Source organism: Qipengyuania soli, assembly GCF_015529805.1.
GTDB lineage: Bacteria > Pseudomonadota > Alphaproteobacteria > Sphingomonadales > Sphingomonadaceae > Qipengyuania > Qipengyuania soli.
Window position 1 is genome coordinate 874,091 of record NZ_CP064654.1, and the last position, 19,313, is coordinate 893,403.

At 64.3% G+C, this 19,313-nt stretch carries 13 protein-coding genes; 9 read left to right on the plus strand and 4 right to left on the minus strand.

The window, feature by feature from the left end:
* The first annotated feature begins 16 nt into the window (after window positions 1–16).
* The 7 genes from IRL76_RS04410 to trxA are packed head-to-tail and all read left to right on the plus strand — an operon-like array spanning window position 17 to window position 11,335.
* The gene (locus IRL76_RS04410; RefSeq protein ID WP_200983516.1) at window positions 17–2,359 is read left to right on the plus strand and encodes a PAS domain-containing sensor histidine kinase; all 2,343 of its coding nucleotides are present in this window, start codon (window positions 17–19) and stop codon (window positions 2,357–2,359) included.
* Entirely contained in the window at window positions 2,356–2,793 is a 438-nt protein-coding gene (gene tsaE / locus IRL76_RS04415) for a tRNA (adenosine(37)-N6)-threonylcarbamoyltransferase complex ATPase subunit type 1 TsaE (RefSeq protein ID WP_200983517.1), read from the plus strand. The genes IRL76_RS04410 and tsaE overlap by 4 nt, the downstream gene beginning before the upstream one ends.
* Window positions 2,790–3,779, plus strand: coding sequence for an aminoglycoside phosphotransferase family protein (locus IRL76_RS04420; RefSeq protein WP_200983519.1), 990 nt, complete (start codon window positions 2,790–2,792; stop codon window positions 3,777–3,779). The genes tsaE and IRL76_RS04420 overlap by 4 nt, the downstream gene beginning before the upstream one ends.
* Window positions 3,776–4,498: a nucleotidyltransferase family protein gene (locus IRL76_RS04425; protein ID WP_200983521.1), complete on the plus strand. Its 723-nt coding sequence runs from the start codon at window positions 3,776–3,778 to the stop codon at window positions 4,496–4,498. The genes IRL76_RS04420 and IRL76_RS04425 overlap by 4 nt, the downstream gene beginning before the upstream one ends.
* Window positions 4,491–7,493: a double-strand break repair protein AddB gene (gene addB, locus IRL76_RS04430; RefSeq protein ID WP_200983523.1), complete on the plus strand. Its 3,003-nt coding sequence runs from the start codon at window positions 4,491–4,493 to the stop codon at window positions 7,491–7,493. The genes IRL76_RS04425 and addB overlap by 8 nt, the downstream gene beginning before the upstream one ends.
* Window positions 7,490–10,966 (plus strand): double-strand break repair helicase AddA, encoded by a 3,477-nt coding sequence (addA, locus tag IRL76_RS04435; protein WP_200983525.1) that lies wholly within the window; start codon window positions 7,490–7,492, stop codon window positions 10,964–10,966. Before addB ends, addA begins: the two co-directional genes overlap by 4 nt.
* 48 nt (window positions 10,967–11,014) lie before the next feature.
* Window positions 11,015–11,335 (plus strand): thioredoxin, encoded by a 321-nt coding sequence (gene trxA / locus IRL76_RS04440; RefSeq protein WP_200983527.1) that lies wholly within the window; start codon window positions 11,015–11,017, stop codon window positions 11,333–11,335.
* On the opposite strand, the gene IRL76_RS04445 is transcribed toward trxA, so the two are convergent.
* From IRL76_RS04445 to IRL76_RS04460, 4 genes are read right to left on the minus strand one after another with little or no spacing between them, the layout of a single operon-like run.
* Window positions 11,332–12,099 carry an inositol monophosphatase family protein gene (locus IRL76_RS04445; protein WP_200984179.1) on the minus strand — a complete coding sequence of 256 codons (768 nt, stop codon included), beginning with the start codon at window positions 12,097–12,099 and terminating at the stop codon, window positions 11,332–11,334. The two genes, trxA and IRL76_RS04445, sit on opposite strands and share 4 nt — an antisense overlap.
* Window positions 12,100–12,140: 41 nt before the next feature.
* On the minus strand, window positions 12,141–12,749 hold the full coding sequence (locus tag IRL76_RS04450; protein ID WP_200983529.1) for a glutathione S-transferase family protein: 609 nt from the start codon (window positions 12,747–12,749) through the stop codon (window positions 12,141–12,143).
* A gap of 6 nt (window positions 12,750–12,755) precedes the next feature.
* Complete coding sequence (gene argJ, locus IRL76_RS04455; RefSeq protein WP_200983531.1) at window positions 12,756–13,982, minus strand: bifunctional glutamate N-acetyltransferase/amino-acid acetyltransferase ArgJ; 1,227 nt, start codon at window positions 13,980–13,982, stop codon at window positions 12,756–12,758.
* Between the two features lie 40 nt (window positions 13,983–14,022).
* On the minus strand, window positions 14,023–16,065 hold the full coding sequence (locus IRL76_RS04460) for a spermine/spermidine synthase domain-containing protein (RefSeq protein WP_246449982.1): 2,043 nt from the start codon (window positions 16,063–16,065) through the stop codon (window positions 14,023–14,025).
* Between the two features lie 132 nt (window positions 16,066–16,197).
* On the opposite strand from IRL76_RS04460, the gene IRL76_RS04465 reads away from it, so the two are divergent.
* The gene (locus IRL76_RS04465; RefSeq protein ID WP_200983535.1) at window positions 16,198–16,470 is read left to right on the plus strand and encodes a hypothetical protein; all 273 of its coding nucleotides are present in this window, start codon (window positions 16,198–16,200) and stop codon (window positions 16,468–16,470) included.
* Between the two features lie 92 nt (window positions 16,471–16,562).
* The gene (gene secA / locus IRL76_RS04470) at window positions 16,563–19,313 is read left to right on the plus strand and encodes a preprotein translocase subunit SecA (protein ID WP_200983537.1); all 2,751 of its coding nucleotides are present in this window, start codon (window positions 16,563–16,565) and stop codon (window positions 19,311–19,313) included.

A 19,313-nucleotide genomic window follows, 5' to 3' on the forward strand; every position in this document is an offset into this window, starting at 1 on the left:
GCATAGCTGGCAGGTGATGGATTCCTCACCCGCTTTGCTAGCCGTCGTCGGCCTGCTGCTTGCCCTGTGGACCGCTGCCGCGGTCTGGGTGATGCTGCGCGCAAGCGGCCGCGAGCAGAAAACCGTCGCCAGCCGCAAAGCAGCGCTGCGCATGGCACGGATGCTGGAGGAATCTCCGGCGATACCCGTGCTCGTGCGGACCGACGGCAGGATCGAGGCGCCCGACCGCTTCGCGCGGTGGCTTGGGCTCGCCAAGGTGCCCGAATTCCTCAGCGAACTGGCCGATCTCGACGGCAGCGGGCTTTCCGAACAGCAGGTCGAGGAACTGACGCGCAAGGTCCGGCGGACACAGAAGACCGCCAAGCCCTTCCGCATGTCGATCACCGTCCCCGGATCGCGCCGCGCGTTGTCGCTCAACGGCACGCTTGCCGACCCGGCGGTTTCGCCCAGTGGCGCGGCGCTCGTCTGGGTGTTCGACTACAGCGAGAGCCAGCAGGAACTCAGCCAGCTGCGCGAGGATGCGGCACGCGCGCAGGACGATTTCGGTGCACTTGTCGGCCTGATCGAGGCGGCGCCGATGCCGATGTGGTTTCGTGGGGCGGACATGAAGTTGCGCCTCGTCAACCGCGCCTATGTCGAAGCGGTCGGGGCCGAAAGCGCAGACCAAGTCGTCGCCGACCAGGTCGAACTGGTCGAGACCGTTGGTGGACGCTCCGCCTCGCAAGTCGCGCAACAGGCGGCAGACCGCCGCCAGCCGATCGAGCGCATCGTATCCGCGACCATCGACAACGCCCGACGCACGATCCGCGTGACCGACCTGCCGCTGGTGGGCGAGGGGATCGCCGGCTACGCCGTCGACATCGAGGAGATGGAGGAGCAGGCGCGCGAATTCCGCGCCTTCCGCGAAGCCCAGCGCTCCATGCTCGACCAGCTTTCCATCGGCGTGGCGCAATTTGATGCCCAGCACCGGATGAACTTCGCCAACCAGCCGTTCCACCGCGTCTTCTCGCTGCCGCCGGGTGTGGTCAACGACCGCACCACGTTCGAGCAGATGCTGCTGATCGCGCGCGAGAACGGGCGTATTCCCGAGGTTCGCGACTTCCCCGCATGGCGCAACGAGGTCGCCCGCTGGTTCCTGTCCGACGAACCGCACGAGGAAGCATGGCCGCTTTCGGACAGCACCCACCTGCGCATCATCTCGCAGCCGCTGCCCGATGGGGGCCTCGTCATGATCGCCGAGGACCGGACCGAACAGCTGGCCTTGTCGGCCATGCGCGACACTCTGCTTCGCACTCGCACGGCAACCTTCGACAGCCTGTTCGAGGCACTGGCGGTGTTCGCACCGGACGGTCACCTTGAGCTGTGGAACCGCGGTTTCCCCGGTGCATGGGGTGTCGATCCCGAAATGCTCGACGGGCATCCGCAGGCAGAGGACCTGCTAGAATCCATCGCGGCCAATCTCGCCGATCCCAAGTCCGTTGCGATCGTCGGCAACACCATCCGTTCGGCGACCCTCGACCGAAAGAAGCGCGAAGGGCGGATCGAGATGGCGGACGGCCGCACGCTCGACTTCGCGGGCGTCCCGCTGCCCGACGGCAATGGCCTGCTGACCGTGCTCGACGTCACCGCCTCGCGGCAGGCCGAAGAGGCCCTGCGCGAACGCAACCGCGCGCTGGAAGAGGCGGATGCGGTCATGACCCGCTTCCTTGCCAACATGAGCTACGAATTCCGCACGCCGCTGACCTCCATCGGTGGCTTTGCCGAACTTCTGTCCAGTGGTGTCGCAGGCGAACTCACACCGCAGGCTCTCGAATACGTGCAGGCGATCACGCTGTCGGTCGGCAAGCTCACCGAGCAGGTCGAGAACGTCCTCGACCTGTCGCAGAGCGAGGCCGGACTGATGCCGTTGCGGAAGCAGAAGATAGACCTGCTGCCTTTCGTCACTGACATCGTCCGCGCCGAGGAAGAGCGGATCGTCGAGGCTGGCCTGACGCTCGACCTCAAGGGCGATCCGGGCAAGATCATCAATGCCGATCCGCAGCAGCTGCGCCGGGCAATCACCAACCTCCTCGACAACGCGATCAAGGGCACTCCCAAGGGCGGGAAGCTGCTTGTCGACATCGGCCGGAAGCGTGGCGACACCAGGATCGTCATCGCCGACAACGGCACCGGCATGAGCCAGCACGAACTCGCCCGCGCGCTGGAGGGCATCCGTATGGCGCCTGACGGCAAGGGCATCGAACGCCGTCAGGGTCTCGGCATCCCGCTCGCCCGCCAGCTGGTCGAGGCGCATGGCGGAACGCTCGAGTTCCAGAGCCGTCGCAACGCCGGGACCACTGCGACGATCACGCTGCCGTGAGGGTGGAATTGCCCGATCTGGCCGCGATGGAGCACTTCGGCGCGGTAATCGCTGGAAAGCTCCAGCCGGGTAATGTCGTGGCACTTTCCGGCGATCTGGGGACCGGCAAGACCACGCTCGCACGGGCGATCATCGCCGCGCTCGGTCATGAAGGAGAGGTTCCTTCGCCGACCTATACGATCATCGAGACCTACGATGCGCTGCGCATCCCGCTGGTCCATGCCGATTTCTACCGGCTGGAGGACCCGGCAGAGGTCGAGGAGCTGGGGCTCGACGACTATCGCGAGGGCGCCGCACTGCTCGCGGAATGGCCCGATCACGCGGGCGGCTTCGCACATGAGGCAGGTTGCCTTTCAATCACGCTGGAAAAAGTGGGCGAGGGCCGCGAAGCCGTTGTAACCCCGGGCGACAATTGGCAAAGCCGCTGGCCATGAGCGACGCGCTGCCGGAAGGCATACACGAATTTCTTGGCGATACCGAATGGGAGGGTGCGGAGATCGCACCGCTGGTCGGCGATGCCAGTTTCCGCCGGTACTTCCGCATCCGCATGGGCAGCCGCAGCGCCATGCTGATGCACGCCCCGCCGCCCCACGAGGATCCTCGCCCGTTCCTGCACGTCGCGCACTGGCTGAACGACAATGGCATGCGCGCGCCGCACATCCTCGCAGAGGATGCGGCAGGTGGCTGGGTGCTGACCGAGGACTTCGGTGACCAGCGCATGCGCGAATGGATCGACGACCATCCACGCGATGAAGAGCACATCTACGCGCAAGCCATCGACGCATTGGTCCAGCTTCACCAGCTGCCGCCGGGACCTTTCGATCCATACGACATGGCCGTTTATCGGCGCGAGGTGGACCTGTTCGTCGAATGGTACTGTCCGGCGATGGGGCTCGAGGTGGACCTCGACGGCTGGCGTGCCACATGGGACGAGGCGCTGACACCGCTGCTGGTCCGCCAGATTCCGGGCGTGACGGTGCTGCGCGACTATCACGCGGAAAACATCATGCTTCTCGAACCGAGCAGGCTTGCGGGCGAACAGGGGCTGATCGATTTCCAGGACGCGCTGGTCGGGCATCCGGCCTACGACCTCGTCAGCCTGCTCCAGGATGCCCGCCGGGATGTCTCCGAAACGCTCGAGCATGACATGCTCTGCCGCTATCGCGCTGCGGCCGATCCGGGCGAGTTTTTCGAAGCCGACTACGCCCGCCTGGGTGCGCAGAGGAACACCAAGATCGTCGGTATCTTCACCCGCCTGTGCAAGCGCGACGGCAAGCACCGCTACCTCGCCATGATTCCGCGCGTGTGGCAGGCGATGGAACGCGATCTCGCGCATGAGGCACTCGCGCCCGTGGCCGCGTGGTTCGCTGCCAATATCCCGCAGGAAATACGTGATTCGCTCGGCGGGGAGATGCAGTGAGCAAGCTCGCTTCCGACACCGCAATGCTGATGGCGGCAGGGCTGGGCAAGCGCATGCGTCCCCTGACGGCTGCCACGCCGAAGCCCCTGGTTCGCGTGGCCGGCAAGCCGCTCATCGACCGTGCGCTAGACCGGCTGGAGGATGCGGGCGTCGCCAAGGCGGTGGTCAACGTGCACTACCTCGCCGACGCGATCGAGGCGCATGTGGGCCAGCGCAAGGCTCCATCGGTAGTTTTTTCCGATGAACGGGCGGTCCTGCTCGAAACCGGCGGGGGCATGATCAAGGCGCAGGCTGCCGGCCAGCTTCCCGATCCCTTCTTTGCCTGCAATGCCGACAGCATCTGGCTCGACGGGCCGCGCAATGCCTTTGCCGACCTTTCCGCTCGCTGGGACGCGGACAAGATGGATGCGCTGTTGCTGGTGGTGAGCCATGCGCGCGCATTCAACTTCGACGGTACGGGCGATTTCTACATGGACGGGGCAGGGCGCCTGACCCGCAAGCAGCCGGGACGTATCGCGCCCTTCATCTACACCGGCATCCAGATCGTGTCGCATCGCCTTTTGCGTGACGCGCCGGAGGGCAAGTTTTCGACCAACGTGCTGTGGGATCGCGCGATCGAGGAAGGCCGGCTTTACGGCGTCGCGTTCACCGGGCTGTGGTATGAAGTAGGAACGCCCGCCCACATCGCTCCGACCGAGGAGGCGCTCAGGGGTGGCTGACCGCCCGGGTCCCAAGGTCTATTCGATCGCTGCCCACCGGGGTTTTGCCGATGCCCTCGTTGCAGGGCTGGTACCCCGATATGCCGACGGCGACCTTGGCCTAGCACGGCTCACTCTCCTGCTACCGAGCAGTCGCGCGCGCCGCACTGTCTCCGAAGCCTTCATTCGTCACGCCGGCGAATCCGGCCAGAATGGCTTGCTGATGCCGCGCGTGGCGATCGTCGGCGACCTCGATCTCGACGAGACGCTCGGTCCCTTGCTCGACCCCCTCGGTGGTGCGGATGTACCACCCGCAATAGACCCGCAGCGCCGCCTCTTTGCCCTGGCCCAGATTCTCGGCAAGAACATGGACGATCCGCCCGGCGGGGCGACGCTCCTGCGGCTGGCACGTGAAACTGCTGCCACGATGGATCGCCTGCTGGCGGAGGGCATATCGCCCTCCGACCTTGTCGACGACAAGGTCACCGGCATCTATCCCGACCTGTCGAGTCACTGGCAGGACAGCCTGAGGTTGTTCGCCGAGGTGCAGGCCCGCTGGCTGGCGCAGCTTGACGAATGGGGCGCAATCGACACCGCGACGCGCCGCAACCGGCTGTTCGAACATGCGGCGCGCGAATGGAAGGCCAACCCGCCGCTGACCCCGATCGTGGCGGCGGGCGTGACGAGTGCCGCGCCGGCGCTTGCCAATCTGCTGCGCGTCGTGGCCGACCTGCCGCAGGGTGCCGTGATCCTGCCCGATTTCGACCTGACAATGCCTGATGTCGTGTGGGACGAACTCGGCAGGGCAGGGGCGGCCCCCGAGCCCGGAGAGAGTCCTTTCGCCCGTGATGACGCGGTCACGCATCCGCAATACCACCTGAAGCTGTTGCTCAACCGCATGAGCGTGCGGCGCGAGGAGGTGCAGCCGTGGCACCGACGCGGGATGACGGCTGCGCCGCCGGAGCGCAGCCACGCAATCGGCTCGCTCTTCCTGCCGCCCGAAGCGAGCAAGGCATGGGTCGATCTCCCCGCAGACAAGCGTCGCTTGGCAGGCGTGCGGGTGATGCAGGCGGCCAATCCCGAAGAGGAAGCTCAGGCTATCGCGCTGCTCGTTCGCGAAACCTTGGAGCAGCCGGAAAGGCGCGTCGCAGTCGTCACTCCCGACCGGGCGCTTGCCCGGCGGGTGGTGCATCACCTTTCCCGCTGGAACGTCACAGCTGACGATTCCGCCGGCCGGCCGCTGTCGCAGACCCCCGCCGGGCGTTTCCTGCTCCTGCTCGCCGAAGTTCTGGCCGAGGATGCGGCACCCGTGCCGCTGATGGCACTCCTGGGCCATCCGCTGGCGAACGGCGGCATGGAACGCGGGACATGGCTGCGCCAGCTTCGCCGGGTCGAGCGGGCGCTGCGCGGACCGCGAAGGGAAGGCGGGCTGGCTCCCGTTGCGTCCTGCGTGCGAATTCTGGCCGAACGCCACCCCAAGGTCGGTGAATGGTTCGCGGCCGTGGAAGCTGCCCTCTCACCGCTCTTCCAGCTGCCCGAGGAGGTCGGTCTTGTCGAACTTCTCGACGCATTGGCGAATGCGGGAGAGGCACTGTGCGGAGAGGGGCTCTGGGCCCGCGAGGACGGTCGCGCGCTTGCGGGGTTTGTCGAGGACATGCGCCTTCATGCGCGCGACGCAGGCTTCGCCCTCGATCGGCGCGAAGCAGTTGTCGCGTTGCGCGACGCGATGGAACAGATCGCTGTACGACCACCCTATGGCGGCCACGCAAGGGTGCAGGTTCTGGGTTTGCTCGAAAGCCGCATGAACCGCGCGGACCTCGTCATCTGTGCAGGCCTTAACGAAGGTGTCTGGCCAGTGCGGGGCAGCGTCGATTCCCTGCTCGCCCCACCTGTGCTCCGCGCGCTTGGCGTGCCGGGAGGCGATTTCCGCATCGGGCTTTCGGCGCACGACCTTGCCGGTGCCCTGGGTGCTCCGGAGGTGGTCCTGAGCCGGTCTGCGCGCGACGAGGGCGGGCCTGCGATCCCCTCACGGTTCCTTTTGCGGGTGCAGGCGTTGCTCGGCGACATGCTCGACCGGCACAGCGAGACCGGCGCCATCGATCTCGCCCGCGCAATGGCCCGCGCTGCGCCCGTGGAAGCGCATCCGCGACCGCGACCGGTTCCCAGTGCCGAGCAGCGCAAGGTCGACATTTCCGCGACCGCACTGGATCGGCTCCTGGGCGACCCGTACCAGTTCTTTGCACAGAAGATCCTCGGCCTGTCGGAACTCGACACGCTCGATGCCGATCCCGACGCGCTTTGGCAGGGTAACGTCGCGCACAAGGTGCTCGAGCGCTGGCACGAGGAACGCATCGCCGGCCGACCCGCGAGCATTGTCGCGATCATGGAAGACGTGCTCGATGCCGAAAATGCAGACCCGTTGGTGAGGGGCCTGTGGCGCCCGCGGCTTCAGGCTGCGCTGCGCTGGGTCGAGGAGACGGTAGAGCAGTACGAGGATCGCGAGGTCCTTGCTGTCGAACAGCGTGGGTCCATGCAATTCGAAGGTGTGCCTGTGCACGGCCGAGCGGATCGCATCGATCGGCTGGAGAACGGCACGCTTGCCATCGTCGACTATAAGACAGGGCAGCCACCCAGTGCAGCCATGGTCGAGCAGGGTTTCGCGCTGCAACTCGGCATCCTTGGGCTGATCGCGGAGCGCGGAGGTTTCGAACAGCTGCGTGGCGACCCTGGCGGCTACGAGTACTGGTCGCTTGGCAAGGCGAAGGCCGATAACCCCCATGGGTTCGGCTATGTCGAGGTTCCGCTAAAGGTCGGACGCAAGACCTCGGGCGTACTGCCGGAGGACTTCTTGCCCCTGACCGCGGCCAAGCTGAGCGAGGCGTTTGGTCGCTACATCAAGGGAAGCGACCCGTTTACGGCCCGCGAGAACCCGAATTTCCCAGCCTACGACACCTACGACCAGCTCATGCGGTTGGACGAGTGGATCGCATTGCAGGACGGGGATGAAGCTGCATGAGCGGGAAGGTCTATCCCCTTCAGGGCGAGCAGCGCCCGGCGGTCGATCCGCACGAAAGCGTGTGGCTTTCGGCGAGTGCGGGGACTGGCAAGACCCAGGTCCTTTCCGCCCGCGTGCTACGGCTGTTGCTGGAGCCCGGTGCAGACCCGTCGCAAATCCTTTGCCTGACTTTTACCAAGGCGGGCGCGGCCGAGATGGCCGTGCGTGTAAATTCCGTTCTTGCCCGCTGGGTACGGATGGAGGGGACCGAGCTTGCGAAGGAACTCGGCTACCTCGGCGCACCGATCGATCCCGATACGCAGGCGCGAGCACGGGCGCTATTCGCGCGGGTGCTCGACTGTCCGGGCGGCGGCCTCAGGATCGATACGATCCACGCTTTCGCGCAGTACCTTCTCGCCGCTTTTCCGGGAGAAGCCGGCATGTTGCCGGGTTCGCGTCCCATGGAGGATCGCGAGCGCGACCTGCTGAGCCGCCAGGTTCTGTCCGACCTGCTTTCCGAAGATGATCCGCAAATCTGCGACGCAATTGCCGAAATGAGCCGCCGTAAGGGGCCCGACGCAGTGCGCGGCTGGCTGATGCGTTGCGCCGCGCACATGGAGCTTTGGCAGGGGCCGGGAAGCTGGCAGCCTCCGATGGCTGCGCGAGTTCATGCGACGCTCGGGATGCCGGCAGATGCCGGGCAGGGCTGGGTTGCCGAAGGATGCACCGACGCTGCCTTCCCTGTGGCTACCCTACGTTCGCTGCGAGACGCGGCCCGCGGCTGGAGCGCGGCCACCGGGCAGAACGCAGCCGATTTCGCCGATCGATGGCTCGCGAGCGGGGCCGAGGACCGGTTGGCCGAGCTCGGCGGATTCCTCGATACTTTCCTCAAGAAGGATGGCGATCCGCGCAAGATGGCGGGCGCGGAGAAAGTCGATCCGTCGTTCTCGGCCCATCAGGAAATCCTCGCCGAAGCTGTGGCCATGGTGCGTGAACGCGCCGCCTTGCTCGATCTCGCCGCCTTCCTGGCGCCGCAACTGGAAGCTGGCCGCGCATTCGCGCTTGCATGGGACAAGGCCAAGCAGCGTGAGGGGCTGGTCGATTTCGACGACCTGATCGCCCGCGCGGCAACCCTGCTGGCTGACAGCGAAATGGCCGACTGGATCCGTTACAAGCTCGATCGCAGCTTCGATCATATCCTTGTCGACGAGGCGCAGGATACCAATGCCGCGCAGTGGCAGATCATCAAGGCGCTGACGGACGACTATTTCTCGGGCGAAGGCGCACGGGGCGAAATCATCCGCACGATCTTCACGGTCGGTGACTATAAGCAGGCGATCTTCGGCTTCCAGGGCACCAGCCCCGAGAATTTCCGCGAAGCGCGGGACTATTATCGCAAGCGCCTTGCGGATCTGGCCGAGGAATTGCGCGGGAGCCGAAGCAACCGGCGGTCGAACGGATTGCGCGAATACGGGCTCGACCAGAGCTATCGTACGAACGCCACTGTCCTCGAGTTCGTCGACCGCGCAATTCTGGGCATCGGCCCCGAAGGTCTCGGTCTCGACGACTACGACGAGCACCGAGGCAGCAGCCGCCCCGGTCTCGTCACCCTGTGGAAGGAAGTGCGCGGGCCGGGTGGCGAGGGTGAAGAGCCGGGCGAGGAAGAAGGCTGGTTGTCGAAGCACGACCGCCGGATGGCCGACCAGATCGCTATGCAGGTCAAGCGCTGGTTCGATCCCGCAGGCGACGGCTTCACGCTGGTAAAGGGAGACAAGCCGCGGCGTGCTGGTCCGGGCGATGTGATGATCCTCGTCCAGAAACGCCGCGACCTTGCATCGCTGATAGTGGCCCGGTTGTATTGCCATGGCGTGCCTGTGGCCGGTGTCGACCGTTTGCGCCTCGGCAATCCGCTGGCGGTCAAGGACCTGATGGCTGCAATCCGCTTTGCCGCGCAGCCGCTCGACGATCTCACTCTCGCCAGCCTGCTCGTGTCTCCGCTGGTCGGTTGGAGCCAGGAGGAACTGCTCGAATACGGCTATCGAACCAAGGGAATGCGTTTGTGGGAGCACCTGCGCGACCATGACGCGCCACGGGTCCGGGAAACGGTCGATGCGCTGCGCGAAATTCTCCGTCGGGCCGACTACGACAGCCCGCAACAGCTCCTGCACTGGATACTGGTGGGGCCGATGGATGGGCGGCGCAGGCTGGTCGCGCGGCTCGGGCGCGAGGCCAACGATCCGATCGATGAACTGCTGAATGCCGCAAACGCCTATGCCAGCGCGCATGTTGCCAGCCTGCAGGGCTTCATCCGCTGGTTCGACGCCGGGGACGCCGACCTCAAGCGCGAGGCGGGCGAGGGCGGTGACCAGGTTCGCGTAATGACCGTCCATGGATCGAAGGGCCTGCAGGCGCCCATAGTCGTCCTTGCCGATGCAGCGATCAGGCCGGATCCTTCTGGCGACCTTGAGCTGGTCGATGATGCCCATGGGTTCGGGCATCAGAGGACCATTCCTCTTCCGGCGCTCTCCAAGGAGGAGAAGGTCGGTCCGGTCCGCATGGCGGATGCGGCCAAGGCTGCGCGGGCGATGCAGGAGCACTGGCGGCTGCTCTACGTCGCAATGACGCGGGCAGAGGAGGCGCTGTTCATCGGCGGGTCGCTCGGGCCGCGCGAGGCGAAGAACGGGCCGCATGAGGACAGCTGGTTTGCGCGGCTTCATGCCCTGTTCGGCGAGGACGAGGGACTTGCCGACGATATCTGGGGTGCCCGCTGGGAAATCGGAACGCGAGCGCCGCCGGTGCCTGCGGAACACCAAGCGCCTGCGAATGAAGCGCTCGAATTGCCCGAATGGGCGCGCCGAACAGTGGGACCCGAACCGCGCCCGCCAAGACCGCTGGCCCCCTCGGGACTGGGCGAGGTCGAGGGCAGCGATCCGCCGCTGCCTCCCGCCAATGCCGCTGAAGCCGCGCGGCGCGGCACGCTGATACATGCCCTGCTCGAACGCCTGCCGCAGGTGATGGAAGACCGCGAAGTGCGCGGGCGCAAATGGCTGGAGCGGCAAGCCGCCGAACTGTCCCGGGAAGCGCGCGAAGAGATGCTCGCACGCGCACTGGAAGTCCTGGCCGTGCCCGGTTTCGCCGATATCTTCGGTCCCGATGCGCTTGCCGAAATCCCTCTGGCCGCCACGGTCGAAGGCCAGGTCGTCATGGGTACCGCCGACCGCCTGCTGGTCACGGGCGAGCGGGTGGTGGTGGTGGATTTCAAGACCGCGCGGCGGCCTCCGTCCTCGCTCGACGCCATACCCGAGAGCACGATGCGGCAGATGGCTGCCTATGTCGCTGCCCTTGAGCGCATCTATCCCGACCGGACAGTCGAGGCAGCTGTCCTCTATACCCAGACACCGCAACTCTTCGCCTTGCCCGGCGAACGGTTGGATGCCTACAAGACGCAGTTTGCGGCCTCGCAGGAAAGTTTCGCCCTGCCGCCGCTTGAGTAATCGCCTGCGCCACCCACATCGGTGCAAAGCATTTCAGGAGAAATTCCCATGGCAACCACCGCCGTCACCGATGCCAGCTTCAAGAGCGACGTGCTCGAATCCGACAAGCCCGTGCTGGTCGATTTCTGGGCCGACTGGTGTGGCCCGTGCAAGATGATCGCTCCGGCGCTCGAAGAGCTTTCGGAAGAACTTGCCGACAAGGTGACCATCGCCAAGATGGACATCATGGAAAACCCGGAGGTTCCCGGCGGCATGGGCGTGCAGGGCATTCCCTACCTCGTCCTGTTCAAGGACGGACAGCCCGCCGCCCACATGCGTGGCGCGGCACCGAAAGGTCAGCTCAAGCAGTGGCTTGAGAGCGTCCTCTAATCCAGTTTCGAATAAAGTCCGGCGAGCTCTTCCCACAGGGAGGGGCTCGCCGCTCCTATGAGGCCGGTGCGACCGTGTTCGTCGACACGGTAGGGTGAACCGTCCGGTCTGGCTGCCATTCCGCCAGCCTCGTTTAGCCAAAGAACCCCAGCTGCATGATCCCAGGCCAGCGTCCGCTCGAAGATGGAAACATCGTTCGTACCGAGCGCGAGGCGCGGATACTGCTCGGCCGCGCAATAGGGCACGTCGACCAGGGCATAGTTGGGAGCAACATGACGTTTCGTCGCCTCCCGGCGCGCCTCATCCATGAAGACCAGTGAAATCGCGGCGACGGGCGGTGTAGCGCCGGTGGGTCGCGAGGTAACGGCCTGCCCGTCGATCGAGGCGCCCTTGCCCATGTGCGCGACGCAGAACCGGCCGCTCAGGCAATCATAGATCCAGCCCGACCGGGCCTCGCCGCCGTCCGCGCGCGCGACGATCACTCCGAAAGGCGGCTGTCCGGCAGCGAAGTTGCGCGTTCCGTCGATGGGATCGACAATCCAGCAGGGTCGGTCGAGCCGCTCGAGAATGCCCGGGTCGGCATGCGCCGCTTCCTCGCCAACGAAGGCGAGCGAGGAGTCGATAGCCGCCAGGCCTTCGCGCAGGAGCGCTTCGCTTTCCTTGTCGGCGATGGTGACGGGATCGTTGCCGCCCTTGTCCTGCACCTCACCCTCGGCGAGGTTGCGATACCGGGGCAGGATTGCCTGTTCGGTGACCCGCCGCATGAGCGCGAGGATTTCGCGGTCGAGGGCGCCTTCTGCTCCGGTCACGTCAGCGGGACCTGCGCGATGCGATCAAAAGCCTCACGCTTGCGCAGGCGCGCATACCAGTCCTTCACCGCAGGCCGCTCGGCGCGCTCGATGGGGAGGGTCAGCCAGGTGTGGATGTAGACGCCCATCGGGATGTCACCGATCCCGAACCGCTTGCCCGATAGCCACGGCTGCCGTTCGAGTTCGGCTTCGAGAATTGCGACCATCTTACCCGCTGCGCTGGCTGAGGCGGCAATAGCGTTCTCATCACGCTCTTCCGGCTTCTTGCGGACGAGACCGATGAAGGCATTGCGCTGGGCATCGGCGAAGGAAAACTGCCAATCCATCCACTTGTCTGCCGCGGCGCGCTGTTGCGCATCTGCCGGCTGAAATTCGGGCCCGTAGCGATCGGCAAGATAGCGCAGGATCGCATTCGATTCCCACAGCACGAAGCCATCATCGTCGATGGTCGGGATCAGGCGGTTCGGATTGGCTGCGAGATAGGCATCGGTGAAGCCGAACTGCCCGCCCATGTCGATGCGCTGGTGGGGAAGGCCGATTTCCTCGGCGAGCCAAACTACCTTCTTGACGTTGTGCGAATTGATGCGGCCCCAGATCGTCAGCATGGCGCCTCAGCTCCGGTAATCGGCGTTGATCGCGATGTATCCGTGGGTGAGATCGCAGGTCCACACTGTCGCCCGCCCTTCGCCGATGCCGAGATCGACGGAAATGTCGATCTCCTGCCCCTCGAGATGCTTTGCCACCGGCGCTTCGTCGTAGTCGGGCAGCGGCTGTCCGTCCCTTGCGGCCCAGGTTCCTGCGAAGCCGATGGAAAGCCTGTCGCGATCGGCGGGCTCACCCGCCTTGCCCACGGCCATCACCACGCGTCCCCAGTTGGCGTCGCCGCCGGCAATTGCTGTTTTGACCAAGGGAGAATTGGCGATGGAAAGCCCGACGCGGCGCGCGCTTGCGTCGCTGTCCGCACCGGTCACGGTGATCGCAATGAACTTCTGTGCGCCTTCCCCGTCACGGATGACAAGGTGCGAAAGTTCGCGGCAAACATCGAGTAGCGCCGCGTAGAAGGCATCGGCGCCCGCATCGTCCCAAGAGGAGATAGGCGCGTTGCCCGCTTTGCCGGTGGCGAAGGCGAGTACCGTGTCGCTGGTCGAGGTGTCGCCATCGACCGTGATGCAAGAGAAGCTCGCATCATTGGCCCTGGACAGCATTTCCTGGAGGAATGCCGGTTCGACCGAAGCATCGGTGAAAACGTAGCCGAGCATGGTCGCCATATCGGGAGCGATCATGCCGCTGCCCTTGATTATGCCTGCCAGTTCCACGCGAGTATTGCCGATCATTGCCGATGCCGCGGCGCCCTTGGTGAAGGTGTCGGTCGTACCGATAGCGGAGGCGGCTTCCTCCCACCCGCAAGGCTGGGCAGTCAGGGCAGCTTCCACGCCTGCACGGGCCTTGTCGCGGGGCAAGGGAACGCCGATCACGCCGGTAGAAGAAACGAAGACTTCGCTCGGCTGGCAGTCCAGAGCCTCTGCCACCTGCGCCATGATCTGCTCGACCGCCTCGCGCCCGCGGTAGCCGGTGAAGGCGTTGGAATTGCCGGCATTGACCACCAGGGCCCGGGCCGATCCCAATCGCGCCTGTTCGCGCCCCAGTTCGACTTCGCTCGAAGCGCAGGCGCTCTTGGTGAACACCCCCGCTACAGCGGTGCCGGGTGTCAGCTCGGCGAGAGTCAGGTCGGCCCTGTCCCAGTTCTTGTAGCGGGCACGCGCCACGCGCAACGTCACGCCGGATATGGCGGGCATTGCGGGAAACGGGCGGGCGAGGGGAGAGCGCGCGAGGTCCATGCCCCGCGCGCTATATCGTCGCCCCTCCGCCCGCAAGCGTTCAGGCAGCTGCCATGCGTCCCTTGGGTACCAGCAGGAAGGCTGCAAGGTAGAGCAGGCCGGTCACGATCAGCAGGTTGTTGTAGCCAGTGAACAGCGCCGCATACTCAAGGCAGCCGCCGACGATCGTGCCGAGAAGGTTGATCGCAAAGGCGCTCTGCGAATCGCCGCTTTCACGGAAGCGCTTCGCAAAGGCGATGTTCGCCAGGTAGATCGGGACGAATGCCAGCAGGGTCGCTGCGATAAGGCGCGGCCAGAAGCCTAGCGGCAGCAGCCATTCGGGCTTGATGATCCATGCCGCTGCAAGCGAGGCTGCAATCGCCACGAACACGACCTTGAGCGGCGGTGTCTTTACTCTCCGCTCAGTTTCGACAGCCGCAAGCACGACAACAAGGACGCCTGCGAAGACGAGCGCGTTGACGAACCAGGTCGTGCCGAAAAGCAGGGCGAAAGTGGCAATGTTCTTGGTTTCCAGCAGCAGGAAGGCAGCACCCATGAAGAACAGGTCGGCGTAGGGACGCATGGTCCCCAGCGGTCCGCCGAGCACGCGGATGGTAGCCAGCGATGCGAGAAGGATCGCGGCAATGGTGATGGCGTACAGGGGCGGGAAAGTGCCGCCACGGAAATAGAGGAAGGGTGCATCGTCACTGACGGTGGAAATGGAGGTGGTCGGCTGCCATTCCTCGCCGCAGGTCTGGTCGGCTTCGTTCATCGCGACGCTGACCACGGCCTGAGCGTCAGCCCAGGTATCGACGCATGGCTTGTGGCCGAACACGGCCTGTGCAGTCCCGCCAAGACGGTCGATCAACCACGGCTCGCGGTAGTAATTGTACATTGCGAAGGCGCCGTTGGGCTTCAACACGTCCTTGACCGACTGCATTGCCTCCTGGGTGAAGAGGAAGCTTTCGAGCCGGATCTGCGATGCGCCACTGACCAGCGTAAGCGAGTCAGGCAGGGCGAACAGGACGAGATCGTACTTGCGATCGGTGTTCTCGAGGAAAGCGCGACCGTCGTTGACGTGACGGGTGACGCCCGGATTCTGGTAGGGGCGGTTGATGTTGTTCTTGGCGCCGATTTCCATGATCAGCGGGTCGATATCGACGGCATCGACATGCTTGGCGCCTTCGCTCAGCGCGATGGCCACGTCGGATCCCGAACCTGCGCCGACGATGAGGACATCGTCGAGCTTCTTGGGAAGGCGCAGGTAGGGCGTTTCATAGATGCGCTCACCCTGCTTCAGTTTCCATTCCGCTGGCGCCATCAGCTGGTGCGGAACACCGTTTGCGCGGATAAGGAGGAAGCCCTTATCGCCTTCGACGACTTTCTGGGTTTGGACCTTGTAATATGGCGACCAGGCAACGCCTGGTTGCAGGGTTTCCATGCCCAGACCGATCAAAAGGGCAATCGACCAAAGTGCGCTGACAAGGCGTCGGTTCTTCGCACTCAGGATCACGATCGGAATCAGTACGATTATGCCCCAGACGATCGATGGGGCCTGCAGGAAACTAAGGGCGGTAAAGGCGAGAATACCAGCCAGCGAGCCAAGCAGGTCGCTGCGATAGGAAATTAGCGGGGGAAGATGCGCGAAGCAGCGACCGACCATTTCTGCCGGTCCCGCGAGAATAACCGCCACGAGAAGGAAGACGATCGGCAACGCGAGCCATGCAGGCGGTCCCTTAATCTCGAGCGAGGTAAAGTAGATCAGGTCCGACCCGCTTCTCTCGATCGAAACCGGGAAGACGATCACGAGGATCACCAGGATGCAGAGCAGCGGCAAGGTTATCGGCCACACGGACCAGCTCTTCCGACTGATCAGGAAGCCCGCTCCGATACCGAGGAAAGATCCAAGAAGGACGAAATTCGAGAAATAGGACAGGTGGACGACATTCGAGCCGAGCCAGCGGATTAATGCCAGTTCGAGGAACAGCATGAGGAAGGCTGAAAGAACCAGCCGCCTGACTACCGGTTTTGCGGCGTACCCTTCCAACACGTTGTTTCCGGTGGCTTCGGAGGCGTCGAGCGCCTGTGCGGTATCGTTGGTCACGTGATCCCCTGTCCCCATTCCGCCCGTGATGGGCGTCCAGCAGCCACCGATATGGCGTTATGGTTAGCGAACTCTTAAGCCGGACGACCGTCCATGGACAAAGGTGTGGGGCCTCACTATTGTGGAATAACGATGTTCCGGCAGCTCCTCGCCCTCCTTGCCTTGCTCAGCGGTCTTGCCGCTTACGGCACGCCTGCACAGGCGGCCATCGGCAGCGGCGTGGACATCGGCGTGGAGCAGGCGGCGGACAATGCGGTCGCACCCAAGTCGGGCAAGCCGGTTTGCGCCGACCGTGAAGTCCAGCAGAAGCTGAAGGGCGAGAAATCGACTCCTTGCCGTCCTGCGCCGACCGTCGTCATCGTGGTCCCGACCGTGATGTTCGGGCCCGACCGCGCTTACGAATAGCGCGCTTTCCACAAGTTTCCGATCCGGTCGCCCGGCACCATCAGCGTGCGCGGGCATTTGCCATATAGAATTACCCAGGGGCTACCCAATCCATGCTCAATTCCGTGATGAAGGCCGTTTTCGGCTCGTCCAACGATCGTTACGTCAAGTCGCTCGGCAAGATCGTCAACCAGATCAATGCTCTGGAGCCGCAGATCCAGGCCCTTACCGACGAAGAACTCGCGGCGCAGACCGACAAGTTCCGCGCCCAGCTCGCTGACGGCAAGACGCTCGACGATATCCTCCCCGAAGCCTTCGCCACTGTGCGTGAGGCATCCGTCCGCGTCCTCGGAATGCGGCACTTCGATGTGCAGATGGTCGGCGGCATCGTCCTCCACCGTGGCGAGATTTCCGAAATGAAGACGGGCGAGGGCAAGACCCTCGTCGCGACGCTGGCGACCTACCTCAATGCCATCGAGGGCAAGGGCGTCCACGTTGTCACCGTCAACGACTATCTCGCCAAGCGCGACGCGGAATGGATGGGGCGCCTGCACCGCTTCCTCGGCCTCACGATCGGCGTGATCGTGCCCGACCTCAGCGAGTTCCAGCGCCGCGAGGCCTACAACGCCGACATCACCTACTCGACCAACAACGAGCTTGGGTTCGATTACCTGCGCGACAACATGAAGCACGAGCGTAGCCAGATGGTGCAGCGCCCCTTCAACTTCGCCATCGTCGACGAGGTGGACTCGATCCTGATCGACGAGGCGCGTACCCCGCTGATCATCTCGGGCCCGACCGAGGACAAGTCCGAACTCTACATCGCGATCGACGAGGTGGTGAAGACGATCCCCGAGACCTGGTACGAGAAGGACGAGAAGACCCGCAACATCAGCCTTACCGAAGAAGGCACCGAGGAAATCGAGAAGCTGCTGATCGAAAAGGGTCTGCTTGCTACCGACAACCTTTATGACGTCGAGAATACGCAGGTCGTCCACCACCTCGATCAGGCGCTGAAGGCGGTTCACATGTTCAAGCGTGACACCGACTACATCGTCAAGGACGACAAGGTCATCATCATCGACGAGTTCACCGGGCGCATGATGGATGGTCGTCGCTGGTCGAACGGCCTCCACCAGGCTTGCGAAGCCAAGGAAGGCGTGAAGATCGAGCCGGAAAACCAGACCCTCGCCTCGATCACCTTCCAGAACTACTTCCGCATGTATCCCAAGCTGTCGGGCATGACCGGTACGGCAGCGACCGAGGCGAACGAGTTCTGGGACATCTACAAGATGAACGTGGTCGAGATTCCGACCAACGTCCCCGTCCAGCGCATCGACGAGGAAGACGAGTTCTACAAGAACACGCAGGACAAGTTCCAGGCCATCGCCAAGGCGATCCGCGAAAAGAACGAGACCGGTCAGCCGGTGCTCGTCGGTACGGTTTCCATCGAGAAGTCAGAACTTCTCAGCGAATTCCTCGACAAGGAAGGGGTGAAGCACGCCGTGCTCAACGCCCGCTTCCACGAACAGGAAGCACACATCGTGGCCCAGGCTGGCCGTATCGGAGCGGTCACGATCGCTACCAACATGGCCGGTCGCGGCACCGACATCCAGCTTGGTGGTAACCTCGAATTCCGCATCGAAGACGAACTTTCCGGCATGGAGGATGGCCCCGAAAAGGACGCGGCCATCGCTCGCATCAAGGCCGAGATCGCCGAGGAAAAGCGTAGGGTCCTCGAAGCAGGCGGCCTGTTCGTGCTCGGCACCGAACGTCACGAGAGCCGCCGCATCGACAACCAGCTTCGCGGGCGCTCGGGCCGCCAAGGCGACCCTGGTCTGAGCCGCTTCTACCTCTGTCTCGAGGACGATTTGCTGCGCATCTTCGGCCCCGATACGCTGTTTTCGCGGATGATGAACTCGAACCTGGAAGATGGTGAGGCCATCGGTTCGAAGTGGCTGTCGAAAGCGATCGAAACCGCCCAGAAGAAGGTCGAAGCGCGCAACTACGAAATCCGCAAGCAGGTCGTTCAGTACGACGACGTGATGAACGATCAGCGCAAGGTCATTTACGAGCAGCGCGCGGAAATCATGGACAGCGAGGCGGTCGACGACGTCGTTGCCGACATGCGTCACGACGCGATCAACGCCCTTGTCGGCACGGCATGTCCCCCGGGTTCGTATCCGGAGCAGTGGGATATCGCCGGTCTCAAGGAGCGAACCGAGGAGGTTCTCGGAATTTCGCTGCCGATGGAACAGTGGGTTGAGGAAGACCACGTCGAGCCCGAACTGATCGAGGAACGCATCCGCGAGGAAGCCGACCGGATCATGGAGAACAAGGTTGCCGCGGCCGACCCAGCGCTGTGGCGCCGGATCGAGAAGAGCGTGCTGCTGCAGGAAATGGACCAGGAGTGGAAGGAACACCTCTCCACGCTCGATGCCCTGCGCCAGGTCGTGTGGATGCGTGCGCATGCGCAGAAGCAGCCGATCAACGAATACAAGCAGGAGGCCTTCAGCCTCTTCGAAAGCATGCTCGACAAGCTGCGCGAGACGGTCACCAGCAAGCTCATCCGTCTCGAACTGCGCGAGCCCGAGCCGATGCCGATGATCGACCTGCCGGAACTCCCGGCATTCCTGACGGGTCACATCGATCCGCTGACCGGTCTCGAGAACTCGAACGACGGGGACGGTTCGGCGACGCAGGAAGCGCTGTTCGGATCGCTCGCGGGCAGCCCCCGTGCTGCGGTCGGACCGGGCGGGGCGGCAACCGACAATCCTTATGCCGGGATGAACATCAGCCGCAACGCCATGTGCCCCTGCGGTTCGGGTAACAAGTACAAGCACTGTCACGGCGCCATCGGCTGA

Coding starts and splice junctions, on each gene's coding strand:
- IRL76_RS04410 (WP_200983516.1), top strand. CDS start 17: ATGGATTCCTCACCCGCTTTGCTAGCCGTCGTCGGCCTGCTGCTTGCC.
- IRL76_RS04420 (WP_200983519.1), top strand. CDS start 2,790: ATGAGCGACGCGCTGCCGGAAGGCATACACGAATTTCTTGGCGATACC.
- addA (WP_200983525.1), top strand. CDS start 7,490: ATGAGCGGGAAGGTCTATCCCCTTCAGGGCGAGCAGCGCCCGGCGGTC.
- trxA (WP_200983527.1), top strand. CDS start 11,015: ATGGCAACCACCGCCGTCACCGATGCCAGCTTCAAGAGCGACGTGCTC.
- IRL76_RS04445 (WP_200984179.1), bottom strand. CDS start 12,099: ATGCGGCGGGTCACCGAACAGGCAATCCTGCCCCGGTATCGCAACCTC.
- IRL76_RS04450 (WP_200983529.1), bottom strand. CDS start 12,749: ATGCTGACGATCTGGGGCCGCATCAATTCGCACAACGTCAAGAAGGTA.
- argJ (WP_200983531.1), bottom strand. CDS start 13,982: ATGGACCTCGCGCGCTCTCCCCTCGCCCGCCCGTTTCCCGCAATGCCC.
- IRL76_RS04465 (WP_200983535.1), top strand. CDS start 16,198: ATGTTCCGGCAGCTCCTCGCCCTCCTTGCCTTGCTCAGCGGTCTTGCC.
- secA (WP_200983537.1), top strand. CDS start 16,563: ATGCTCAATTCCGTGATGAAGGCCGTTTTCGGCTCGTCCAACGATCGT.